Here is a 17,654-nt window from a genome sequence, read left to right as displayed (position 1 = left end):
TAAGCATCAACAGAGTTTCTTCCCGCATCGACAATAAGCCCGCTTATCTATAATGATTGTCACACATGACTTGCGTATACTGATGCACCAGTTTTACATGGGATACCGATAATTATGATTACCAAGCAGCTTCCTTTAACTGATCTCCACCGTCACCTTGATGGCAACATTCGCATCCAGACCATCCTTGAACTTGGCCAGCAATTCGGCATGGCACTACCAGGCCATGATCTGGAGTCGCTCCGTCCTCATGTCCAAATCGTAGAAGCAGAGCCTAGCTTGGTAGCCTTCCTCTCCAAGCTGGACTGGGGCGTCGCGGTCCTTGGTGATCTGGAAGCCTGCCGACGCGTCGCCTACGAAAACGTCGAAGATGCCCTCAATGCCCAAATCGACTATGCCGAGCTCCGTTTCTCACCCTACTACATGGCGATGAAACACAACTTGCCTGTGGCCGGCGTAGTGGAAGCCGTTGTCGATGGTGTTCGGGCTGGCTGCCGTGACTTCGGTATCCAAGCCAACCTGATCGGGATCATGAGCCGCACCTTCGGCACCAGCGCGTGCCAGCAAGAGCTTGATGCCCTGATGAGCCAAAAAGACCATCTGGTTGCCATCGACCTCGCCGGCGACGAGCTGGGACAGCCGGGCGATCAGTTCGTCTCCCACTTCAAACAGGTACGCGATGCGGGCCTGAGAGTCACCGTCCATGCCGGTGAGGCGGCGGGCCCAGAGAGCATGTGGCAGGCCATCCGCGATCTGGGTGCCGTGCGTATCGGCCACGGCGTCAAAGCCATTCACGATCCGAAACTGATGGACTACCTGGCCGAGCACAAGATCGGCATCGAGTCATGCTTGACCTCGAATATCCAGACCAGCACCGTAGAATCTTTCGCGGCCCACCCGATCAAGCAATTCCTCGACCACGGCATCCTCGCCTGCCTCAACACCGATGACCCAGCGGTAGAAGGCATCGAGCTACCACACGAATACAATATCGCCGCGCCGCAAGTCGGCCTGTCCCAGGCGCAAATCCGCCAGGCACAGATCAACGGCCTTGAGCTCGCCTTCCTGTCCGATGCGGACAAGCTGGCATTGAAAGAAAAAGCAGCCAAGCGCTAATCGTCAAACAGGCTCCATCACGGAGCCTGTTTTCTTTTTCTCGTTGTCTCATTATTAATAATTTCACACAAAATGCTCACTTTTTGAGCTAACCCCATTCCCTCATCGGGACTTTTACGTAAAATACCCCCCGGTTCTCAGGCTTGCCTGCAGATCACGCGGAATTGCCATCGGCAACCCGCCCGAACACCAACCAAACACAACTGTGGGTACCCCACCATGCTGGAAAGTCTATTTTCTTTCAGCGTGGCAATGCCTGCTGTCAGCGAGCTCGCCGCCAACGGCCCGGGCCATTTCGCTGCCGGCATCCTGGCGCTGATTGCCGCGGTGAATATGTTCAACGGCTAAGCCGAAAAAACAAAAGCCCCGTACCTTGCGATACGGGGCTTTTGTCTATCTCGCCGAGACAGAGTGCTTAGATCACGCGCGAGAACTGCTGCTGGCGCGCTCGATCGCGCAGGTACTTGTCGAAGCACATACAAATATTGCGGATCAGCAAGCGTCCCTTGAGCTCAACCTCAATGTGGGTGTCGCCAACGGTCACTAACTGATCATCAATAAAGGTCTTAAGCAACGTCAGGTCTTCGGCAAAATAGGCATCGAAGTCGACCCCGAAGCGCTGCTCTATCTCACCTTTGTCGAGACGGAAATTACAGATTAGCTCTTTGATCACCTCACGGCGCAGCATGTCATCATCATCAAGGCCTACCCCTTTCCACAACGCATGCTGGTCTGCTTCCACCGCGGCATAATATTTCTTCAGCTCTTTCTGGTTCTGGGCATAGCAGTTGCCGATCATTGAAATGGCCGATACGCCAAAGCCCAGCAGGTCACAATCACCCTGAGTGGTGTAGCCCTGGAAGTTGCGGTGCAATATGCCATTGCGCTGGGCCACGGCCAATTCGTCATCAGGCAGGGCGAAGTGATCCATCCCGATAAACTGGTAACCCGCGCCAGTCAGAGTCGCGATGGTGTCTTGCAAAATAGCCAGCTTCTCCTTGGCCTGAGGCAAGTCTTCGTCTTTCAGCTTGCGCTGGGCGGCAAACAACGTTGGCATGTGGGCATAGTTGAACACCGATAGCCGGCCCGGGCGCATAGTCAGCACCTCAGCCAGAGTCTCGGCAAAACCAGCCTGAGTCTGCTTTGGCAGGCCATAGATCAAATCAAGGTTGGTCGAGCGGAAGCCGAGCTCGCGCGCGCGCTCCACCATCGCAAAGATAAACGCCTCATCCTGCTCGCGATTAACCAGACGCTGGACTTCCTTGTTGAAGTCCTGAACCCCGATACTCAGGCGGTTGAAACCCTCGCTGCGCAGGTGATCCAACATATCCAGTTCAATTTCACGCGGATCGACTTCGATGCTGATCTCGGCATCGGCAGTAAACGCAAAATGGCTGCGCAACACATCCATCAGGCGGCTGACCTGCGGCTTGGTCAGAAACGTCGGCGTACCGCCGCCCCAGTGCAGCTGACTCACCTCGCGGCCACCCAGCTTCTCGGCTCGCTGGCGGATTTCCTGCTCCAGCACATCAAGGTACTGATCAGCCTTGTGCTGATGGCGGGTGATGATTTTATTGCAACCGCAGTAATAGCAAAGCTTGTGGCAGAACGGGATGTGGACATAGAGCGACAGTTTGCGATCCGGATACTGCGCACAAGCCATATCAAATTCGGCAGGCGTAAAAGCCTCATGAAATTCAAGGGCGGTAGGGTATGAAGTATAACGCGGGCCAGAATAATTATATTTTTCGATGATGGCCTGATCCCAAATTATCTGCTCATTTGACATGACTTACTTCCACTTGACAGGGGGAATTGTGATCCACCAAGTGTGCCATAACTTGGTAAAGATGTAGATAAGAGAAACAAAAGAAAGCCCCCTTGCTAGGCTTACCAGACAAGAGGGCTTCTAATAGTAGGCAACTTAATTCAAGCTACCTGAGGCTTGGTTTCCAGGATACGCGCCAGATCGGCCTTAATTGTCTCGTTGAGACGGGCTTCGGCCTTCATCCTGATCAGATCCAATTTCATCCGCTCCTGCTTGGCCAGCGTTGAGCGGGCTTCGCCTCGGGGCATGTCTTGTACCACCAGGTACAATTCATGCAGAGCCGGATAACAGCTCGCAGCATCTATCTGGCTCTCACCCTGCAGCACCTCCATCAGTTTGCACAGGCGAATGGCCGCCTCGGACAAATCGCATTGTCCTTGCAAAGCCGCCTCTGCGATGGTGTATACGCTTTCCATAATATTGGCATTTCGCTGGCGGATCCCCTCAGCCTGGCGCTGCTGGACCTGCGCCATAAAAGCGACATGGCGTCGGTGCTGTTGGTATAACTTAACCAGCAAATACACGGCATAGGCAGCCAATGGCACCACTATCAAGGCGGCCAGTCCTAGCCATAGCGTCATATCCTGCAAGGCTTACTCCTTGTCGAAATCGTCAAAAGCCATGTTTTCGAACTGATCAAGCAAGTCTTCATCGCTGCGCGGGGCTGTCGATTTAGGCTCGGCAACAGCTGGCGCCTCATCAAGCAAGCCAAGCTGCTTCATCAGCTGCTCGATACGGTCAAGCTTCTGGTCAACCTGCTTCTGCAGACCGGCACCCAGCTTCTCACCCGCATCGATACGGTCCAGCAGCACCATCAACTGCGCGTCATTTTCCAGCATCGCCAGTTCCTGCTCGGCGTTGAGGCGGCGCTCCTGCTTGGTCAGCGGCTTCTTAGGCTCGACAATTAGCGGGATTGGCTTCTTGCTGCCAATGCGCGGGTCTTTCTTCTGACCACCTGAACGTACCTGCTCAATTTCGCTTGCCGAATGGCGGCTGCCCGACTTCAGTCCTTTGCGCTTGCGGTCTTTCTTGCGCTGCAAGCCATCGCGGTCAATCTGGTTACGGGTCTTGTCTGTGTAAACCGCTGGACCTTCTGATCCCGGCTTACGGCTTCTTTTCTTACGTGTCATTACTGGGTTTTCCTCAGCAAAATTACATCATTACCCACAAACTCAACCTCCAAACCATCTCGCTCGGCTAGAAACTTGAATGTGTCGCGGCTAAAAAAGCTCACGTGGGTCGGGTCATTCTTATAATGCCATCGCGAGAAGGCATCGGCATCAGTTGCCAGCTTGGTCATCAATCCCAGCCAACCGCCGGGTTTCACCATACCAAGCAGCAGCCCCCATTCCTTGGCTGGCGTGTAAAAGTGCTCAATGGCCTCGGTGCAGGTCACGAAGTCGTACTGCGTTGCCAGCACGGCAGGCTCCGGGGCAAAATACGGGTCGTAAATTGCCATGTCGTGGCCTTGCTCGACAAACATCAGCGACAGGGTCGGGCCGGGCCCGCTGCCAAAATCTAGGCCATTTAGCTTGCTCCTTCCCAGCCGCTCCTGCAGCGGGTCGGCCAACCGGCTCAGAAAACGCCGGTATCCGGCATCTTCCGGGTTGTTCTCATGCAAATCATAGTGCGCTTTTTCGTCTTCTGGCGACAGCCTGGCTGCCGGATCGGCAAAAACCAAGGCACAGTGGCCACAGCGAAAATACTGGCGACGCTTGTCTTGATGAAATAGGCCAGCCCCCTGGCTATGGCAAAGCGGGCAAGTTTGCATTTCGGCTCCAATTCTATTGCAGACCGGGTGACGGCAGCACCGTGGAATATGATCAAGCCGGGTATCATAGCAGATTTGCTGGAGAAGTGTGCACTACATCTCTAGGGCTGTCCCAGCGAGATACGAAGACGAGAAAAAGAAAAAAGCGACAGGCACAGCCTGTCGCTTGATGGTTCGCCATCATCGGCGTTATCCGGATTTGGTCGGTCCTTAACCAGCTATAACATCCCGGTCAGACAAATCCTGTCATTGTTATCGCCTTCCGTGCCAACTCGTTGTTCTTCATCATCCTGATGAATTTTGGTAATCCCTGTTTCCTGTCTGTCAGGCGGTCCTGCCCCGCCTGTATGCCCGATCCCTCAGAGCCTCCTGGCAATCCTGAGCATCGTGCTCGCTTACGGCCAGCCTGGCCGAACATCCTGTGCTCCTTTGGGCTGCCTGCCCTGCCGTCACTGGCGCAATCCTGTCCCTGCCGCCCCTTCCTTCGGCGACATCGACTACTTTACCGGATCGCCCTGACGAAACAATGCATCGCAAACCACCAACTTTCGGTAAGTTTATTTCAAACACCATAACCTACTGTTGGATAAGGGAACTATCAGCCATCCCCCTCGCAACAATATCAACAATGCCCCTCTATATATAGCCAATCTCTTACAACCCAGTCAGCTATCGAAGATGACACCAAAGCAAGATGTTGCCGACTTTCAAAACACTATCCCTGAAAAACAAAAAGGCAGCCAATGGCCGCCTCATTTAAATCTCATGACGCAGTAGCACTGCCTTATTAGTGCAAGCCGCCGACGTACTGGGACAGGGCTGTGATCTCATCATCACTGAGTTCGGTAGCCACCGCACGCATCATGGCATTCATGTCGTTGCCGCGATCGCTGCTGCGGAACTTCTCTAACTGGAGTTTGACGTACTCGGCATTCTGGCCCGATATCTTGGGGAAGCCTGACAGGCTGGTTCCATTACCACGTGGACCATGACAGGCCGTACACGCGGTTATCCCACGCTCTGCATCGCCGAACCGGTACAACGCCAGCGCAACATCTACCGAAGACTCAGGAGTTGTGTTATCGGAGATCGGCAATGAGGCATAGTAAGCGGCCAAATCAGCCATATCCTGCTCGGTCAATGGCATAACCATGCCGCCCATCACGGGATCATTACGGCCTTGCTTGCCACCTGTGGTCATAGCAAGTTTAAAGTCCTTGAGCTGCTTCTCCAGATAACCTGCGTGCTGACCCGCTATTTTCGGGTATTGCGCCATAATTCCGTTACCATCTGCCCCGTGACAGGCAGCACAAGTCGCGGCTTTCACTTTACCGGCTTCGGCGTCTCCCTGGGCCCAGGCTGAGCAACTGGCCAGCAGAGTCAATATGAGTGCTAATTTCTTCATGACATTCCGTTTATAATTATAGAGCTTCCAGTACCACAAGTAATGCTCGGCAACATGGTATACAATCGCCCACTTGCCCAGCACGCTGTTTGTTTATTTTACACAATTTCACAAAAAAGTAATCAGTCTACCACATCAAGACTTGACGGAGTTAACAGTGAATCAACCTCTCAACTATAGAAACACCAAATTCATCACAAGTGCACCTTCGATCCGACAGCTACCGACGGATGCAGGCGTTGAGATTGCATTTGCTGGTCGCTCCAATGCAGGTAAGTCAAGTGCCCTGAACCGCATCACCGACCAGAAAAGCCTAGCTCGTACCTCTAAAACGCCTGGCCGAACACAATTGATCAACATGTTTGAAGTTGTTCCGGGTTGTAACCTGATCGATCTACCGGGTTACGGCTACGCTCAGGTTCCGCTGGAAATGAAATTGAAATGGCAGGCGGCTCTTGGTGAGTACCTGCAAAAACGCGAATGCTTGCAAGGCCTTGTGGTACTGATGGATATCCGCCACCCACTTAAAGATCTCGACCAGCAGATGATTATGTGGGCCATTGAAAGCCGCCTTCCGGTACTGGTTTTGCTAACCAAAGCCGACAAACTCAAGAGCGGAGCCCGCAAGCAGCAGCTATTGAAAGTCCGCGAAAGTGTGAAAGCCTTCGGGGGTGATATTCAGGTTGAGGCGTTCTCTTCACTCAAGGGCATCGGCGTCGACCAAGTTCGCCGCAAGCTTGATAGCTGGTTTGCCCCGGAGCTTGAGCGCCAGATGGCATTGCTCGCCGAGGACGAAGATGAGATGGGTGACGAAGAATAATCCACTCCACTCTTTCTAGATAAAAAAAAGCTCCCTCTGGGAGCTTTTTTTATCTTCGCCTGCGCGAGATTACCCCACCAGTACGGCGGCATAAAAATACCCCGCCATCCAGGCGGGGTAATGGGAGAGAAATAGGAGTTTTTTTTATTTTTGTCCGGCAAGCATCAAGTATTTCTCGGGGCAACGCAAGTTTTTTATCCAGTTTTTGTGCTTTTTTGCAGCAGCTTGGATGCTTAGCACACCTACATTTCAATGCGATAACATCTACTTTTAAACACTTCACCACAAAAATGCCACCAAGTTGTTTTATAAAGAAAAATAACATCTCTAAATTTAGAGATGTTGTTGTCATATCTGGAATAAAATTACATTTTGCTGAATAGCGAGATAAAAAAAAGCCACCCAAAATAAGTGGGTGGCTATTTCATGGATTTGTTGGCCGGCGACGCAAAGTCCCCACCCAAAAACAAATATGAACAAGAAGCAGCATTATTATACCTGCCCCCCTATTTAAATTAAAGTAAATACTCTAATTTCAGGCCGTCATTATCAGCAGCTAAAAATCGTTTGTTTTTTCGACAAAAAACCATGGAAATGGTGTCATTATCGACCCAATACAAACAAAATGAGGCCATGGAGGGGAAAAAAGATCACTAACAGGGGAAGGGATATATCAGGGGGGAACGTTTGCAGGGCCCAAATAAAAAACGCCCTGACCAAATGGTCAGGGCGGCTGAATCAGCCAAATCCAATAACGTGAAACAAAAGGTCTGAAAGATAGAACATCTTACCTCTGTACCCTACGCAGATAACTGTATATCAATTGCTCAGTGTTGAAAAGTACTTTTCGTAGTTTTTTTTCATTAAGTCGTAACTTATTTCTAAGTTCCGTAACTTATTGATGCTTTATTTTTCATAAAAAAATAGCCAGCTTTCGCTGGCCATTTTACTTACCTGTAACTTAATACATTGATTTATCAGTGTGCCTGATCCCAGTTATCACCAATACCAGCATCAGCAATCAACGGAACGGCTAATTCGGCAGCCGCTTCCATCAGGCGTCTGATCTCGGCAGATACGTTGTCTACATCCGCTTCCTGTACTTCAAATACAAGTTCATCGTGTACCTGCATTAACAAACGCACGCGGCCTTCCGGCTGCTGGCCAATCCACTGGTCAACAAGCAGCATCGCTTTCTTGATAATGTCCGCAGCTGTCCCTTGCATCGGGGCATTGATCGCAGCACGTTCGGCGGCTTTGCGACGCATACCATTGCGCGATTGGATTTCAGGCAAGTGCAGGCGACGACCGAAGATAGTCTCGACGAACCCCTGCTCTGACGCTGCAGTACGAGTGTCCTCCATATACTGCATCACACCCGGGTAGCGTTCAAAGTAGACATTCATGTAGTCCTGCGCCTCACCGCGCGGGATACCAAGCTGCTTCGCCAAGCCAAATGCGCTCATACCGTAAATCAGGCCGAAGTTCACCGCCTTCGCACGGCGGCGCTGCTCACTTGATACCTGATCAATCGCAATGCCCATGATTTCCGCAGCCGTTGCCGCGTGGATGTCTTTACCTTCTCGGAACGCATCAAGCAGCGCCGGGTCACCAGATAGGTGGGCCATAATACGCAGTTCAATCTGCGAGTAGTCGACAGCCAGGATCTTGTAGCCGTCCGGCGCGACAAATGCCTGACGGATACGGCGGCCTTCTTCGTTGCGCACCGGAATATTCTGCAAGTTAGGATCCGTTGACGACAAACGGCCAGTCGCTGTCACCGCTTGGTGGTAAGACGTATGCACGCGGCCCGTAGCTGGGTTGATCATCTTCGGTAGCTTATCGGTGTACGTCGATTTCAACTTCGCCAAGCCGCGGTATTCCAAAATCAGCTTGGGTAGCGGGTAATCCAGCGCCAACTCTTGCAGCACCTCTTCGTTGGTCGAAGGTGTACCCGACGGCGTCTTCTTGATAACAGGCAGCCCCATTTTCTCAAACAAAATAGCCTGCAGCTGCTTGGGTGAGTTCATGTTGAACTCTTGCTCCGCAATCTCGTACGCTTTCTTCTCCAACTCTTCAAGGCGGGCAGCAATTTCTACCGACTGTGCGCTCAGCTTCATTTCATCAATCAGCACACCAGTACGCTCAATGCGAGACAGTACAGGCACCAACGGCATCTCGATCTCTTCGTATACCGCCTTGAGCTTTTCGTCATGCTCGATGTTGGCAAACAGGCGGTTGTGCAGGCGCAGCGTCACATCCGCATCTTCCGCGGCGTAAGGCGAGGCTTGCTCGAGATCGATCTGGTTGAATGTCAGCTGGTTCTTGCCTTTGCCGGCGATCTGCTCGAACGAGATACAGCTATGCTGAAGGAAACGCAGTGCCAAGCTGTCCATGTCATGCTTGCCGCCTACGCTGTTGTAGACATAGGACGCCAACATGGTGTCATGCTTGATCCCCTTCATTTCAATCCCATAACGCGCAAGGACCGATGCATCGTACTTGAGGTTCTGGCCAACTTTCGCCTGAGCCTCATCTTCAAGGATCGGTTTGAGCTGCTCGAGAACCCAGCTGCGGTCCAGCTGCTGCGGGGCATCCAGATAATCGTGGGCAACCGGCACATAGGCAGCAACGCCTTCCTCGGTCGCGAACGACAGGCCGACTAAATTCGCCACCATGTAGTCCAGGCTGTCGGTCTCGGTATCAAACGCAAACAGATCGGCGGCTTTGAGCTTATCCAACCAAGTATTGAAAGAGGCTTCATCAAGAATGGTCTCATACTGGCTGCGGTCGATGTTGACAGCCGATGTGTCCATGTTCGATTGCACCGCCGATGTGGCGCGCGCTGCACCGGCTGATTCATCAGCCTCCACGACACCAGTACCGCCATCAAGCAGCTCGTTCAACCAAGCCTTGAACGTCAGCTGGCCATATAGCTTGATCAGCTCGTCTTTGCTTGGCTCTGCTTTCAGCAGAGATTCCGGCGTCTCTTCCAGCTCAACATCCAGCTTGATGGTCGCGAGTTCGTAAGACAGCATGGCATTATCTTTGTTGTCGACAAGCTTCTTCGCCATGGTTTTCGAACCACGGAAGCCAAGCGCGGCAATGTCATCAAGGTTTTCGTACAGCTTGGTTAGGCCACCAATACCTTGTAGCAGCGCCGTGGCCGTTTTGTCACCCACACCCGGCACGCCCGGGATGTTATCGACCTTATCGCCCATCAACGCCAGGTAGTCGATAATCAGCTCAGGTGGGATACCAAATTTCTCAATGACCCCTTCGCGCCCCATCACCACATTGGTCATGGTGTTAATCAGCGTAATGTTGTCATCCACCAGCTGCGCCATATCTTTATCGCCCGTACTGATCAATACAGGCATACCCTTTTGCGACGCCTGATAAGCCAGCGTACCGATAACGTCATCCGCCTCTACACCCGGTACGCAAATAAGCGGTAGGCCCATCGCCCGGATCACGTTATGCAATGGCTCTATTTGGCAACGGAGATCGTCCGGCATTGGCGGGCGATTCGCTTTGTATTCCGGGTACATATCGTCACGGAAGGTTTTACCCTTAGCATCGAAAACCACAGCAATACGATCAGAAGCAAACTGGCGCATCATACTGCGCAACATGTTCACAACCCCATAAACTGCGTTGGTCGGGATTTCACCGTTACTCATCGTACCTGGGTAAGCATGAAAAGCGCGATATAGATAAGAAGAGCCATCGATCAGGATCAACGGATTTTCAGGAATACTTGCCATAATAATAATCTTATTCAGGGAGGTAAGAGTCAGAGCCTTAGAATGCCATGACTCCCAGCAACTGTTAACCGCTGTTTTCCAAGACATCGCCCCACCCTGTGGATAAGTTTGTTAGTATTTGAAATGTTTTCTTTGATCAAAATCTTGATAACTTTTTGATTTTAAAAATAAACACACTCAAATCAACAACTTAAGCAAAGGCAAATCGATGGATCTTTGATCCTAAAATGATCATTAATTGTGGAAAACGTTAACAGAATTCTCTTTACTGGCAAAAAATCGGTGTAAGATTAGCCAAACCTGACCATAAAGGAAGCCATTATGAAGAAAATTGCGGTCATTTTGAGCGGGGCTGGTGTATTTGACGGTGCCGAGATCCACGAAGCCGTGCTCAGCTTGTACGCTATCGAGCAACACGGGGCGAGCTGGCACTGTTTTGCACCAAACATGGATCAACACCATGTGATCAACCATATTACGGGCGAGGAAATGCCGGAAACGCGCAATGTCCTGATCGAGGCAGCGCGGATCTCACGCGGCAATATCCAAGACATCTGCGATCTCAATCCTCTCGATTTCGATGCCCTGCTGCTGCCGGGGGGATTCGGCGTCGCCAAAAACCTGTCGGACTTTGCCTTTGCGGCAGCTGACTGCACCATTCACCCGGAAGTAAAGCGGGTGTGCCAGCAATTTGCCGAAGCCGAAAAACCAGCCGCCTACCTGTGCATAGCCCCCGCCCTGATCCCGAAGATCTACGGTCCCGGCGCCCAAGGAACGATCGGCACGGATCCTGAGACCGCACATGCATTCAACCAGATGGGCGGTGAACATATCGAGTGCCCGGTCCACGATTTCGTGCTGGATCAAAAACGCCGGATCCTCACCACCCCGGCCTACATGCTGGCAGGCAGCCTCAGCGAAGCCGCAACCGGCATCGACAAACTGGTTGCCGAACTGGTGAAAATTGCCTGAACCATGACTATGGCCCAAAAAAGAAAAAGCGGCGCTACTTTCGGCATCAAGCCGGAGGTAGCTGCCGCTCAGCAGAATTGGTTGTTATTTTTAGCCCTACACCAAAAACAAACCCTAGCTGAAGTACACTGGAAGCAATGTGAGCAATGTCGTGCCTTCAAACGAAGCGAGCCTTTGGCTGTCTCGCCTCGCTGAGTGCAAGTTAATAATAACCATTCTCATTTGAGATGCAAGCATTTTATTGAGAATTCTTCTCAGTTAATGATTTCACCACTCACTAGCTGCTTGGAAAAATGCAGGCGGTAGTCCAACACCCCTTCTTTTTTATCCATATCTTCAATCAGATAACCATTCCTTAGCAGCAACCTCAGCATTGCAGGGAAGCGGTTTCTCGACTTGACCCGAATGGCACTATAACCCTGTTCTCTTGCCCACTCCTCCTGGGCCTCCAGCAAGGCCTGTGCAACCCCCCGGCCACGACCTCTTGGCGCGACCCCACCGAGCCAGCTGTAGAAAACCTGCTCCGACAGGGCATAGCCGATCTTGACCCCGACAAGTTCGCCTTCCTGCTCGGCCACCAGCACCAGAGCCCTGCGACCATCCAGCCGCAGGGCCACTGCCGCCTGGTCTGCCGGTTTGGCAAACTCGCTGATCTTGGCCAGCACGGCTACCGCCTCGTCTATCGTCGCTTCGCGGATCATCATTGTGCGTTCCTCCTGATATTCGCCATCCCCGAATAAGCAAAAGGCCAGCAACTGCTGGCCCCTCGGTCCGGATTGATTCCCCATTATCGGGCCAAATGCCCCGCCGTCAAAGCGATAGACGCTATACCTCGGCTGTACTGCCGGCTATCGCCCCTTCTTTCGGCGCAAGTGTTGTCAACCGCTTGATCAGGTAGTTGAGCAGCACACCGTACATCGGTACAAACAAACCCAGGCTAATCAGAAGTTTGAATCCATAATCCACGAAGGCAATTTCCACCCAGTTGGCCGCCATGAACGGATCCGGGCTGTTATAGAACGCGATCGAGAAAAATGCCAACGTATCGAGCGCATTACCAAACAGCGTCGAGCAAGTCGGAGCCACCCACCACTGCTTAGTCTGACGCAGGCGGTTGAACACCGACACATCCATAATCTGGCCCAACAAATAAGCCATGAAGCTGGCAATCGAGATCCGCGCAACAAACAGGTTGAAGTCACCCAGATGCGACAAGCCCTGATATTCCCCCTGATAGAAAAGGACTGACAAGGCGTAAGAAATCGCCAGTGCCGGTACCATGACCCGCAGGATGATCCGCCGCGCCATAGACGCTCCGAAAATCCGCACGGTCAGATCCGTAGCAAGGAAAATAAACGGGAAAGTGAAGGCACCCCAGGTCGTATGGAAGCCAAAGACCGTAAAGGGCAGTTGCACCAGGTAGTTACTGGAAGCGATGATCAATAGGTGGAAGGCCACCAGAAATGAAAGGGCTTTGCGCTGCTGCGCAGATGAAAAATGAGTCGTCATGTAGAGACCTTTTTGTCATTGGGGGAGAGGGAACCCAAAACACCACCAAGCCTCATCGGCATCGGCGGCAACCGAAGGCGGCGATTATACAGCAACCCAAGGCATTGACCAGAGGAGAACGCAAAGTAACCGATTACACGATTATCGGCAGTTGCTGGGCCAAAAAAGCCATCACCGGCGTCGATTCTGCATCGAGGCCTTCCAGCCAGATCTGGCCACTGTAATGCTCCGCCTTGAGCAGCATCTTGCAGCCCTCGAAGTCTACCAGCCATACATGCAGATCGGCATTGGCCTCTTGCTCGAGCACCTTCAGCTCCCAGCGCTCCAACAGCGGGGCGACTACAGCAGCGAAGGTGTCAAAGTCCCAGCCGGGCACGTCCAGCTCCAGCACAGGGACAGCCAAATCCAAGCGACGGCACTCAAACCGTATCTTGTCTTTGCCTTCCATGTCCTTTGCGAATAGCTTTTCCATCAACTTTCCTGTAACCAATTGTTTCTATGCGTATCAAGCAATAACAATGGGCTAGCCAAAACGAGTCACCCATGATTTTATAGAGTGGCTGTACTGCAAACCGATCTGGTGAGTATTACAGCCGGTGAATTTAACATTCTCACCAAATACGCAAGCTGTTTTGTAGCGGATAAACCCATGCCGGCCATTTGGCCCGCCGGGGGCAACGCATTTGTGCCGGGCGCGGATTGCCCGGTATTTTTTTATCAGCCCCGCGCTAGTAACCGACCGCTTCGCCCATCGTCAGGTGCTCCTCGATCAGCACCATGAAGGCCGCCCCGTACTTTTCCAATTTCCGCTGACCAACCCCGTTGACAGCCAGCATCTCGCCCGCAGACGTCGGCAGCCGCTCAGCCATCTCCATCAAACTGACATCGTTGAAGACCACATACGGCGGCAGGTTTTCCTCATCGGCAATCGCCTTGCGCAACTTGCGCAGCTTGGCAAACAGCTTCTTGTCGTACTGGCGGCTGGCAAACTTGTCGCTCTTGCTACTTCTGGCTGCCGTGTCCAAGCGCGGCACGGCCAATTCCAGCCCGATCTCGCCGCGCAGCACCGCCCGTGCCTTTTCGGTCAACTGGAGCGTCGAACTGCGCAACATATTCTGGACCAAAAAACCACGGTGGATAAGCTGACGCAAAATGCTGACCCAGAACTCATGGCTGTGCTCACGACCGATCCCATAGGTCGAGAGCTGGTCATGGCCATATTCGCGGATCCGCTGGTTCTGCATCCCGCGCAGCACTTCAACCACATGGTTGATACCGAAGCCCTGATTAACGCGGTAGACACATGACAATGCCTTCTGCGCCACTTCGAGCGCATCGAAACGCTTGGGCGGGTCAAGGCAAATATCACAGTTGCCGCAGGGGGTCTCGCGTGCCTCGCCAAAGTAGTTGAGCAGGACTTGGCGGCGGCAGGTCTGGGCTTCCGCAAACGCCCCCATCGCGTTGAGCTTGTGGCTCTCTACTCGTTTCTGCTCCCCTTCCTCCTTCTCGTCGAGACAGCGGCGCAACCAGGCCAGATCCGACGGGTCGTAGAACATAACCGCCTCGGCAGGCAGGCCGTCACGCCCGGCTCGCCCGGTTTCCTGATAGTAGGATTCGATATTACGAGGGATATCATAATGAACCACAAACCGTACATTGGGTTTGTTGATGCCCATCCCGAACGCGACCGTGGCCACCACAATCTGGACATCATCACGCTGGAACGCCTCCTGCACCCACGCCCGCTCGTCACTCGCCATCCCGGCATGGTAAGCCGCCACCCGGGTTCCGCCGGAGGCCAGCTTCTCGGCCACCTGCTCGACCCGCTTACGGCTGTTGCAGTAGATAATGCCGCACTGGCCGCGCATATCCGCCACACAACGAGCAAGCTGCGCCATCGGCTTGTACTTTTCCTGCAGGGTATAACGGATATTCGGGCGATCGAAACTGCCGAGATAGACATGGGGCTCGGACAGAGCAAGGCGGGTCAGGATATCTTGGCGAGTAGTGTCGTCGGCGGTCGCCGTCAGGGCCATCACCGGCACCCCGGACAACTGCTGGCGAACCGAGCCTAAGGCTGCATACTCAGGACGGAAGTCATGCCCCCATTGCGAAATACAGTGGGCCTCATCGACGGCGAGCAGGCTGATCGGCAATGCCGCGACCCGGTCGATGAAATCGCGGCTCATCATCCGCTCCGGCGACACGTAGACCAGCTTCAATCGCCCCTCGGCCATCGCCAGAAAGGTCTCTTCCTGCTCCTCCCGGGGCATCGTCGAATTGAGGCAGGCCGCCGCGACCCCGTTGGCCTCGAGCTGGTCAACCTGATCCTTCATCAGGGAGATCAGAGGCGAGACCACCAACGCCGTGCCCTCGCGGAGCAGCGCCGGGATCTGGTAGCACAACGACTTGCCGCTGCCCGTCGGCATGATCACCAAGCAATCCCCGCCAGCCACGGCTGTTTCAATCACCGCCTGCTGGCCGATACGGAACGCCTCGTAGCCGAAAACGTCTTCAAGGATGGTCTGGCTGGTCGCCTGGGGGACAGGTTGGCAGGCAAGGCTGGCTGACATATCTCGCGGTTCCTGTGTCGCATCCCCGCCGAACGCAGAGACTGTTAAAGGCTGGCTATTCTATACCAATGTCCAAGCCGTTGGGAATGCCGCCCGCTCCCCCCTCGGGGACGGCCACCTCCCAGCACCGCCGAGCAAAAGTCCATAGTATTGGTTTTGTATGCGATTTATACTGGCCCTGCATAGGCGACGCATAATTATCTGTCGCAAACCTTTACCTCGGAATGATCAGGCACTCATGGACGAACAAAACCAAGAAACCCAGCGCGGCGTGATCCTCGCCCTCGCCGCCTATACCATGTGGGGCATCGCCCCGATCTACTTCAAGGCTCTGCAACATGTCAGCGCCCCCGAAATTCTCAGCCACCGGGTGATCTGGTCGGTACTCTTCCTCGCCATCCTGCTGCAAGCCAGCCGGGGCTGGGGCAAAGTCCGCCACGTCCTCTCGCGGCCACGCACCCTGCTGCTCCTAGCGGCCACAGCCACCCTCATCGGCGGCAACTGGTTGATCTTCATCTGGGCCGTCAATAACAACTTCATGCTCAATGCCAGCCTCGGCTATTACATCAACCCACTGCTCAACGTCCTGCTCGGGATGCTTTTCCTCGGCGAGCGGCTACGCCCGCTCCAGTGGGTGGCAGTGTTGCTGGCCGTGGCAGGCGTCGCCGTCCAGCTGATCCAATTCGGCTCGCTGCCGTGGATCGCCCTCGCACTGGCCAGCAGCTTCGGTTTCTACGGCCTGCTGCGCAAGAAAATCAACCTCGACGCCCAGACCGGCTTGTTCATGGAAACCTGCCTCCTGTTGCCGATGGCGACCATCTACGTCCTGTGGATAGCCGACAGCCCGACCGCAGACTGGGGCCACAACCCGCTATCGACCAACCTGCTGCTGGTCGCCGCCGGTATCGTGACCACCCTGCCGCTCCTGTGCTTCACCGGGGCGGCCACCAAGCTCAAACTCTCGACCCTGGGGTTCTTCCAGTACATCGGGCCGAGCCTGATGTTCATACTGGCTATTGCCCTCTACGGCGAAAGCCTCACCGCTGATAAGGTATATACCTTCGGCTTCATCTGGGCCGCACTGGTACTGTTCAGCATCGATGGCCTCAGGAGCCGCCGTACCAAGATCACCCACTCGACCTGACACAGACACCGCCGCCGGCCATAACGCCGGCTGCACCCAACCCTCCCACAGGAACAAAAGAGAACATGAACGACATCGCTCCCCTTATCACCCTGCTGGCCGTCCACATTGTGGCCCTGATGAGCCCCGGACCCGACTTTGCCCTCGTGGTCCAAAATGCGGGACGCTACGGCCGCCAGACGGGTATTGCCATTGCCTTCGGCCTATCGCTGGGGATCCTGATCCATTCCATTCTCAGCCTGACCGGGGCCAGCTTGCTTATCCAGCAACATCCCGCCCTGTTCACCCTGCTTCAAGTGGCTGGCGGCAGCTACCTGCTGTGGCTGGGTACCGGTGCCCTCAAGAGCGTCTTCGCCCTACTGACCAAGCCCCGGGATCTGGCGCAGGTCAATCCGATGCCGGCACGGCTGATTGCCAACCGTCGCCAAGCGATGCTCAAAGGCTTCACCACCAACATCCTCAACCCCAAAGCGCTGGTGTTCTTCCTCAGCCTGCTCTCCACCCTCGTACCGGCAGGTATTCCGCTTAGCGGCAAGATCGTCGCCATCGCCCTACTCTGGCTCACCGCCTTCCTATGGTTCGCCCTGCTGGCATGGCTGCTGACCGGCCAGCGCATGCAACAGCGCCTGCTGCGCTGGTCACCGGCCATAGACGGCCTGTGCGGGCTGCTGTTCGTGACCATCGGCGGGACCATCCTCTATCAGGCCGTCATCCGCTGAGCTTGACCGGCAGCACAAAATCCAACCGCC

Annotated in this window: 18 protein-coding genes; 6 read left to right on the top strand and 12 right to left on the bottom strand. The window is 54.0% G+C overall.

Features of this window, described 5'->3' with window-relative positions:
* The first annotated feature begins 114 nt into the window (after window positions 1-114).
* Complete coding sequence (gene add, locus ACSF8X_RS02560; RefSeq protein WP_500850635.1) at window positions 115-1,116, top strand: adenosine deaminase; 1,002 nt, start codon at window positions 115-117, stop codon at window positions 1,114-1,116.
* Window positions 1,117-1,335: 219 nt separating this feature from the next.
* On the top strand, window positions 1,336-1,464 hold the full coding sequence (locus tag ACSF8X_RS02555) for a hypothetical protein (protein WP_276203177.1): 129 nt from the start codon (window positions 1,336-1,338) through the stop codon (window positions 1,462-1,464).
* A 67-nt stretch (window positions 1,465-1,531) separates the two neighbouring features.
* Here the strand turns inward: ACSF8X_RS02555 and hemN are convergent, their stop codons facing one another.
* From hemN to ACSF8X_RS02530, 5 genes are all read right to left on the bottom strand, one after another.
* A complete protein-coding gene (gene hemN / locus ACSF8X_RS02550) occupies window positions 1,532-2,905 on the bottom strand; it encodes an oxygen-independent coproporphyrinogen III oxidase (RefSeq protein WP_047877619.1) in 1,374 nt (457 codons plus the stop codon).
* Window positions 2,906-3,045: 140 nt separating this feature from the next.
* Complete coding sequence (locus ACSF8X_RS02545; RefSeq protein ID WP_500851130.1) at window positions 3,046-3,525, bottom strand: DUF2489 domain-containing protein; 480 nt, start codon at window positions 3,523-3,525, stop codon at window positions 3,046-3,048.
* Window positions 3,526-3,537: 12 nt separating this feature from the next.
* Entirely contained in the window at window positions 3,538-4,074 is a 537-nt protein-coding gene (gene yihI / locus ACSF8X_RS02540; protein WP_047877621.1) for a Der GTPase-activating protein YihI, read from the bottom strand.
* Entirely contained in the window at window positions 4,074-4,715 is a 642-nt protein-coding gene (locus tag ACSF8X_RS02535) for a class I SAM-dependent methyltransferase (RefSeq protein ID WP_500850634.1), read from the bottom strand. The genes yihI and ACSF8X_RS02535 overlap by 1 nt, the downstream gene beginning before the upstream one ends.
* A gap of 787 nt (window positions 4,716-5,502) precedes the next feature.
* Window positions 5,503-6,120 (bottom strand): c-type cytochrome, encoded by a 618-nt coding sequence (locus tag ACSF8X_RS02530; RefSeq protein ID WP_500850633.1) that lies wholly within the window; start codon window positions 6,118-6,120, stop codon window positions 5,503-5,505.
* A gap of 157 nt (window positions 6,121-6,277) precedes the next feature.
* Here ACSF8X_RS02530 and yihA point away from each other — a divergent pair, with 157 nt between their 5' ends.
* Window positions 6,278-6,940: a ribosome biogenesis GTP-binding protein YihA/YsxC gene (gene yihA / locus ACSF8X_RS02525; RefSeq protein WP_047877624.1), complete on the top strand. Its 663-nt coding sequence runs from the start codon at window positions 6,278-6,280 to the stop codon at window positions 6,938-6,940.
* 49 nt (window positions 6,941-6,989) lie between these two features.
* Here the strand turns inward: yihA and ACSF8X_RS02520 are convergent, their stop codons facing one another.
* From ACSF8X_RS02520 to polA, 3 genes are all read right to left on the bottom strand, one after another.
* Window positions 6,990-7,292, bottom strand: a complete 303-nt coding sequence (locus ACSF8X_RS02520; RefSeq protein WP_157037775.1) for a hypothetical protein — start codon at window positions 7,290-7,292, stop codon at window positions 6,990-6,992.
* A gap of 386 nt (window positions 7,293-7,678) precedes the next feature.
* A complete protein-coding gene (spfP, locus tag ACSF8X_RS02515; protein ID WP_438616993.1) occupies window positions 7,679-7,726 on the bottom strand; it encodes a small protein SpfP in 48 nt (15 codons plus the stop codon).
* A 191-nt stretch (window positions 7,727-7,917) separates the two neighbouring features.
* On the bottom strand, window positions 7,918-10,707 hold the full coding sequence (gene polA, locus ACSF8X_RS02510; RefSeq protein ID WP_500851129.1) for a DNA polymerase I: 2,790 nt from the start codon (window positions 10,705-10,707) through the stop codon (window positions 7,918-7,920).
* Window positions 10,708-11,028: 321 nt separating this feature from the next.
* Between polA and elbB the strand changes: the two genes are divergently transcribed.
* The gene (gene elbB / locus ACSF8X_RS02505; RefSeq protein WP_500850632.1) at window positions 11,029-11,679 is read left to right on the top strand and encodes an isoprenoid biosynthesis glyoxalase ElbB; all 651 of its coding nucleotides are present in this window, start codon (window positions 11,029-11,031) and stop codon (window positions 11,677-11,679) included.
* 254 nt (window positions 11,680-11,933) lie between these two features.
* On the opposite strand, the gene ACSF8X_RS02500 is transcribed toward elbB, so the two are convergent.
* The 4 genes from ACSF8X_RS02500 to recQ form a co-directional block, all read right to left on the bottom strand.
* Window positions 11,934-12,383, bottom strand: coding sequence for a GNAT family N-acetyltransferase (locus tag ACSF8X_RS02500; protein WP_500850631.1), 450 nt, complete (start codon window positions 12,381-12,383; stop codon window positions 11,934-11,936).
* 121 nt (window positions 12,384-12,504) lie between these two features.
* Window positions 12,505-13,188, bottom strand: a complete 684-nt coding sequence (locus ACSF8X_RS02495) for a 7-cyano-7-deazaguanine/7-aminomethyl-7-deazaguanine transporter (protein WP_047877629.1) — start codon at window positions 13,186-13,188, stop codon at window positions 12,505-12,507.
* Window positions 13,189-13,321: 133 nt separating this feature from the next.
* A complete protein-coding gene (locus ACSF8X_RS02490; RefSeq protein WP_500850630.1) occupies window positions 13,322-13,660 on the bottom strand; it encodes a DUF3630 family protein in 339 nt (112 codons plus the stop codon).
* Window positions 13,661-13,916: 256 nt separating this feature from the next.
* A complete protein-coding gene (gene recQ / locus ACSF8X_RS02485) occupies window positions 13,917-15,761 on the bottom strand; it encodes an ATP-dependent DNA helicase RecQ (RefSeq protein WP_500850629.1) in 1,845 nt (614 codons plus the stop codon).
* Between the two features lie 238 nt (window positions 15,762-15,999).
* Here recQ and rarD point away from each other — a divergent pair, with 238 nt between their 5' ends.
* Window positions 16,000-16,905: an EamA family transporter RarD gene (gene rarD, locus ACSF8X_RS02480; RefSeq protein ID WP_500850628.1), complete on the top strand. Its 906-nt coding sequence runs from the start codon at window positions 16,000-16,002 to the stop codon at window positions 16,903-16,905.
* Between the two features lie 65 nt (window positions 16,906-16,970).
* Window positions 16,971-17,624, top strand: coding sequence for a LysE family translocator (locus ACSF8X_RS02475; RefSeq protein ID WP_500850627.1), 654 nt, complete (start codon window positions 16,971-16,973; stop codon window positions 17,622-17,624).
* The last annotated feature ends 30 nt before the right edge of the window (window positions 17,625-17,654 follow it).

The organism is Photobacterium panuliri (assembly GCF_059920555.1).
This window is presented reverse-complemented; position numbering and strand designations above follow the sequence as displayed.

Bases quoted from the DNA above. Each gene is read 5' to 3' on its own strand.
- ACSF8X_RS02555 (WP_276203177.1), top strand. From the start codon at position 1,336: ATGCTGGAAAGTCTATTTTCTTTCAGCGTGGCAATGCCTGCTGTCAGC.
- ACSF8X_RS02535 (WP_500850634.1), bottom strand. From the start codon at position 4,715: ATGCAAACTTGCCCGCTTTGCCATAGCCAGGGGGCTGGCCTATTTCAT.
- elbB (WP_500850632.1), top strand. From the start codon at position 11,029: ATGAAGAAAATTGCGGTCATTTTGAGCGGGGCTGGTGTATTTGACGGT.
- recQ (WP_500850629.1), bottom strand. From the start codon at position 15,761: ATGTCAGCCAGCCTTGCCTGCCAACCTGTCCCCCAGGCGACCAGCCAG.
- rarD (WP_500850628.1), top strand. From the start codon at position 16,000: ATGGACGAACAAAACCAAGAAACCCAGCGCGGCGTGATCCTCGCCCTC.
- add (WP_500850635.1), top strand. From the start codon at position 115: ATGATTACCAAGCAGCTTCCTTTAACTGATCTCCACCGTCACCTTGAT.
- polA (WP_500851129.1), bottom strand. From the start codon at position 10,707: ATGGCAAGTATTCCTGAAAATCCGTTGATCCTGATCGATGGCTCTTCT.
- ACSF8X_RS02475 (WP_500850627.1), top strand. From the start codon at position 16,971: ATGAACGACATCGCTCCCCTTATCACCCTGCTGGCCGTCCACATTGTG.
- ACSF8X_RS02545 (WP_500851130.1), bottom strand. From the start codon at position 3,525: ATGACGCTATGGCTAGGACTGGCCGCCTTGATAGTGGTGCCATTGGCT.
- yihI (WP_047877621.1), bottom strand. From the start codon at position 4,074: ATGACACGTAAGAAAAGAAGCCGTAAGCCGGGATCAGAAGGTCCAGCG.
- ACSF8X_RS02490 (WP_500850630.1), bottom strand. From the start codon at position 13,660: ATGGAAAAGCTATTCGCAAAGGACATGGAAGGCAAAGACAAGATACGG.
- ACSF8X_RS02520 (WP_157037775.1), bottom strand. From the start codon at position 7,292: ATGACAACAACATCTCTAAATTTAGAGATGTTATTTTTCTTTATAAAA.
- ACSF8X_RS02495 (WP_047877629.1), bottom strand. From the start codon at position 13,188: ATGACGACTCATTTTTCATCTGCGCAGCAGCGCAAAGCCCTTTCATTT.
- ACSF8X_RS02530 (WP_500850633.1), bottom strand. From the start codon at position 6,120: ATGAAGAAATTAGCACTCATATTGACTCTGCTGGCCAGTTGCTCAGCC.
- hemN (WP_047877619.1), bottom strand. From the start codon at position 2,905: ATGTCAAATGAGCAGATAATTTGGGATCAGGCCATCATCGAAAAATAT.
- ACSF8X_RS02500 (WP_500850631.1), bottom strand. From the start codon at position 12,383: ATGATGATCCGCGAAGCGACGATAGACGAGGCGGTAGCCGTGCTGGCC.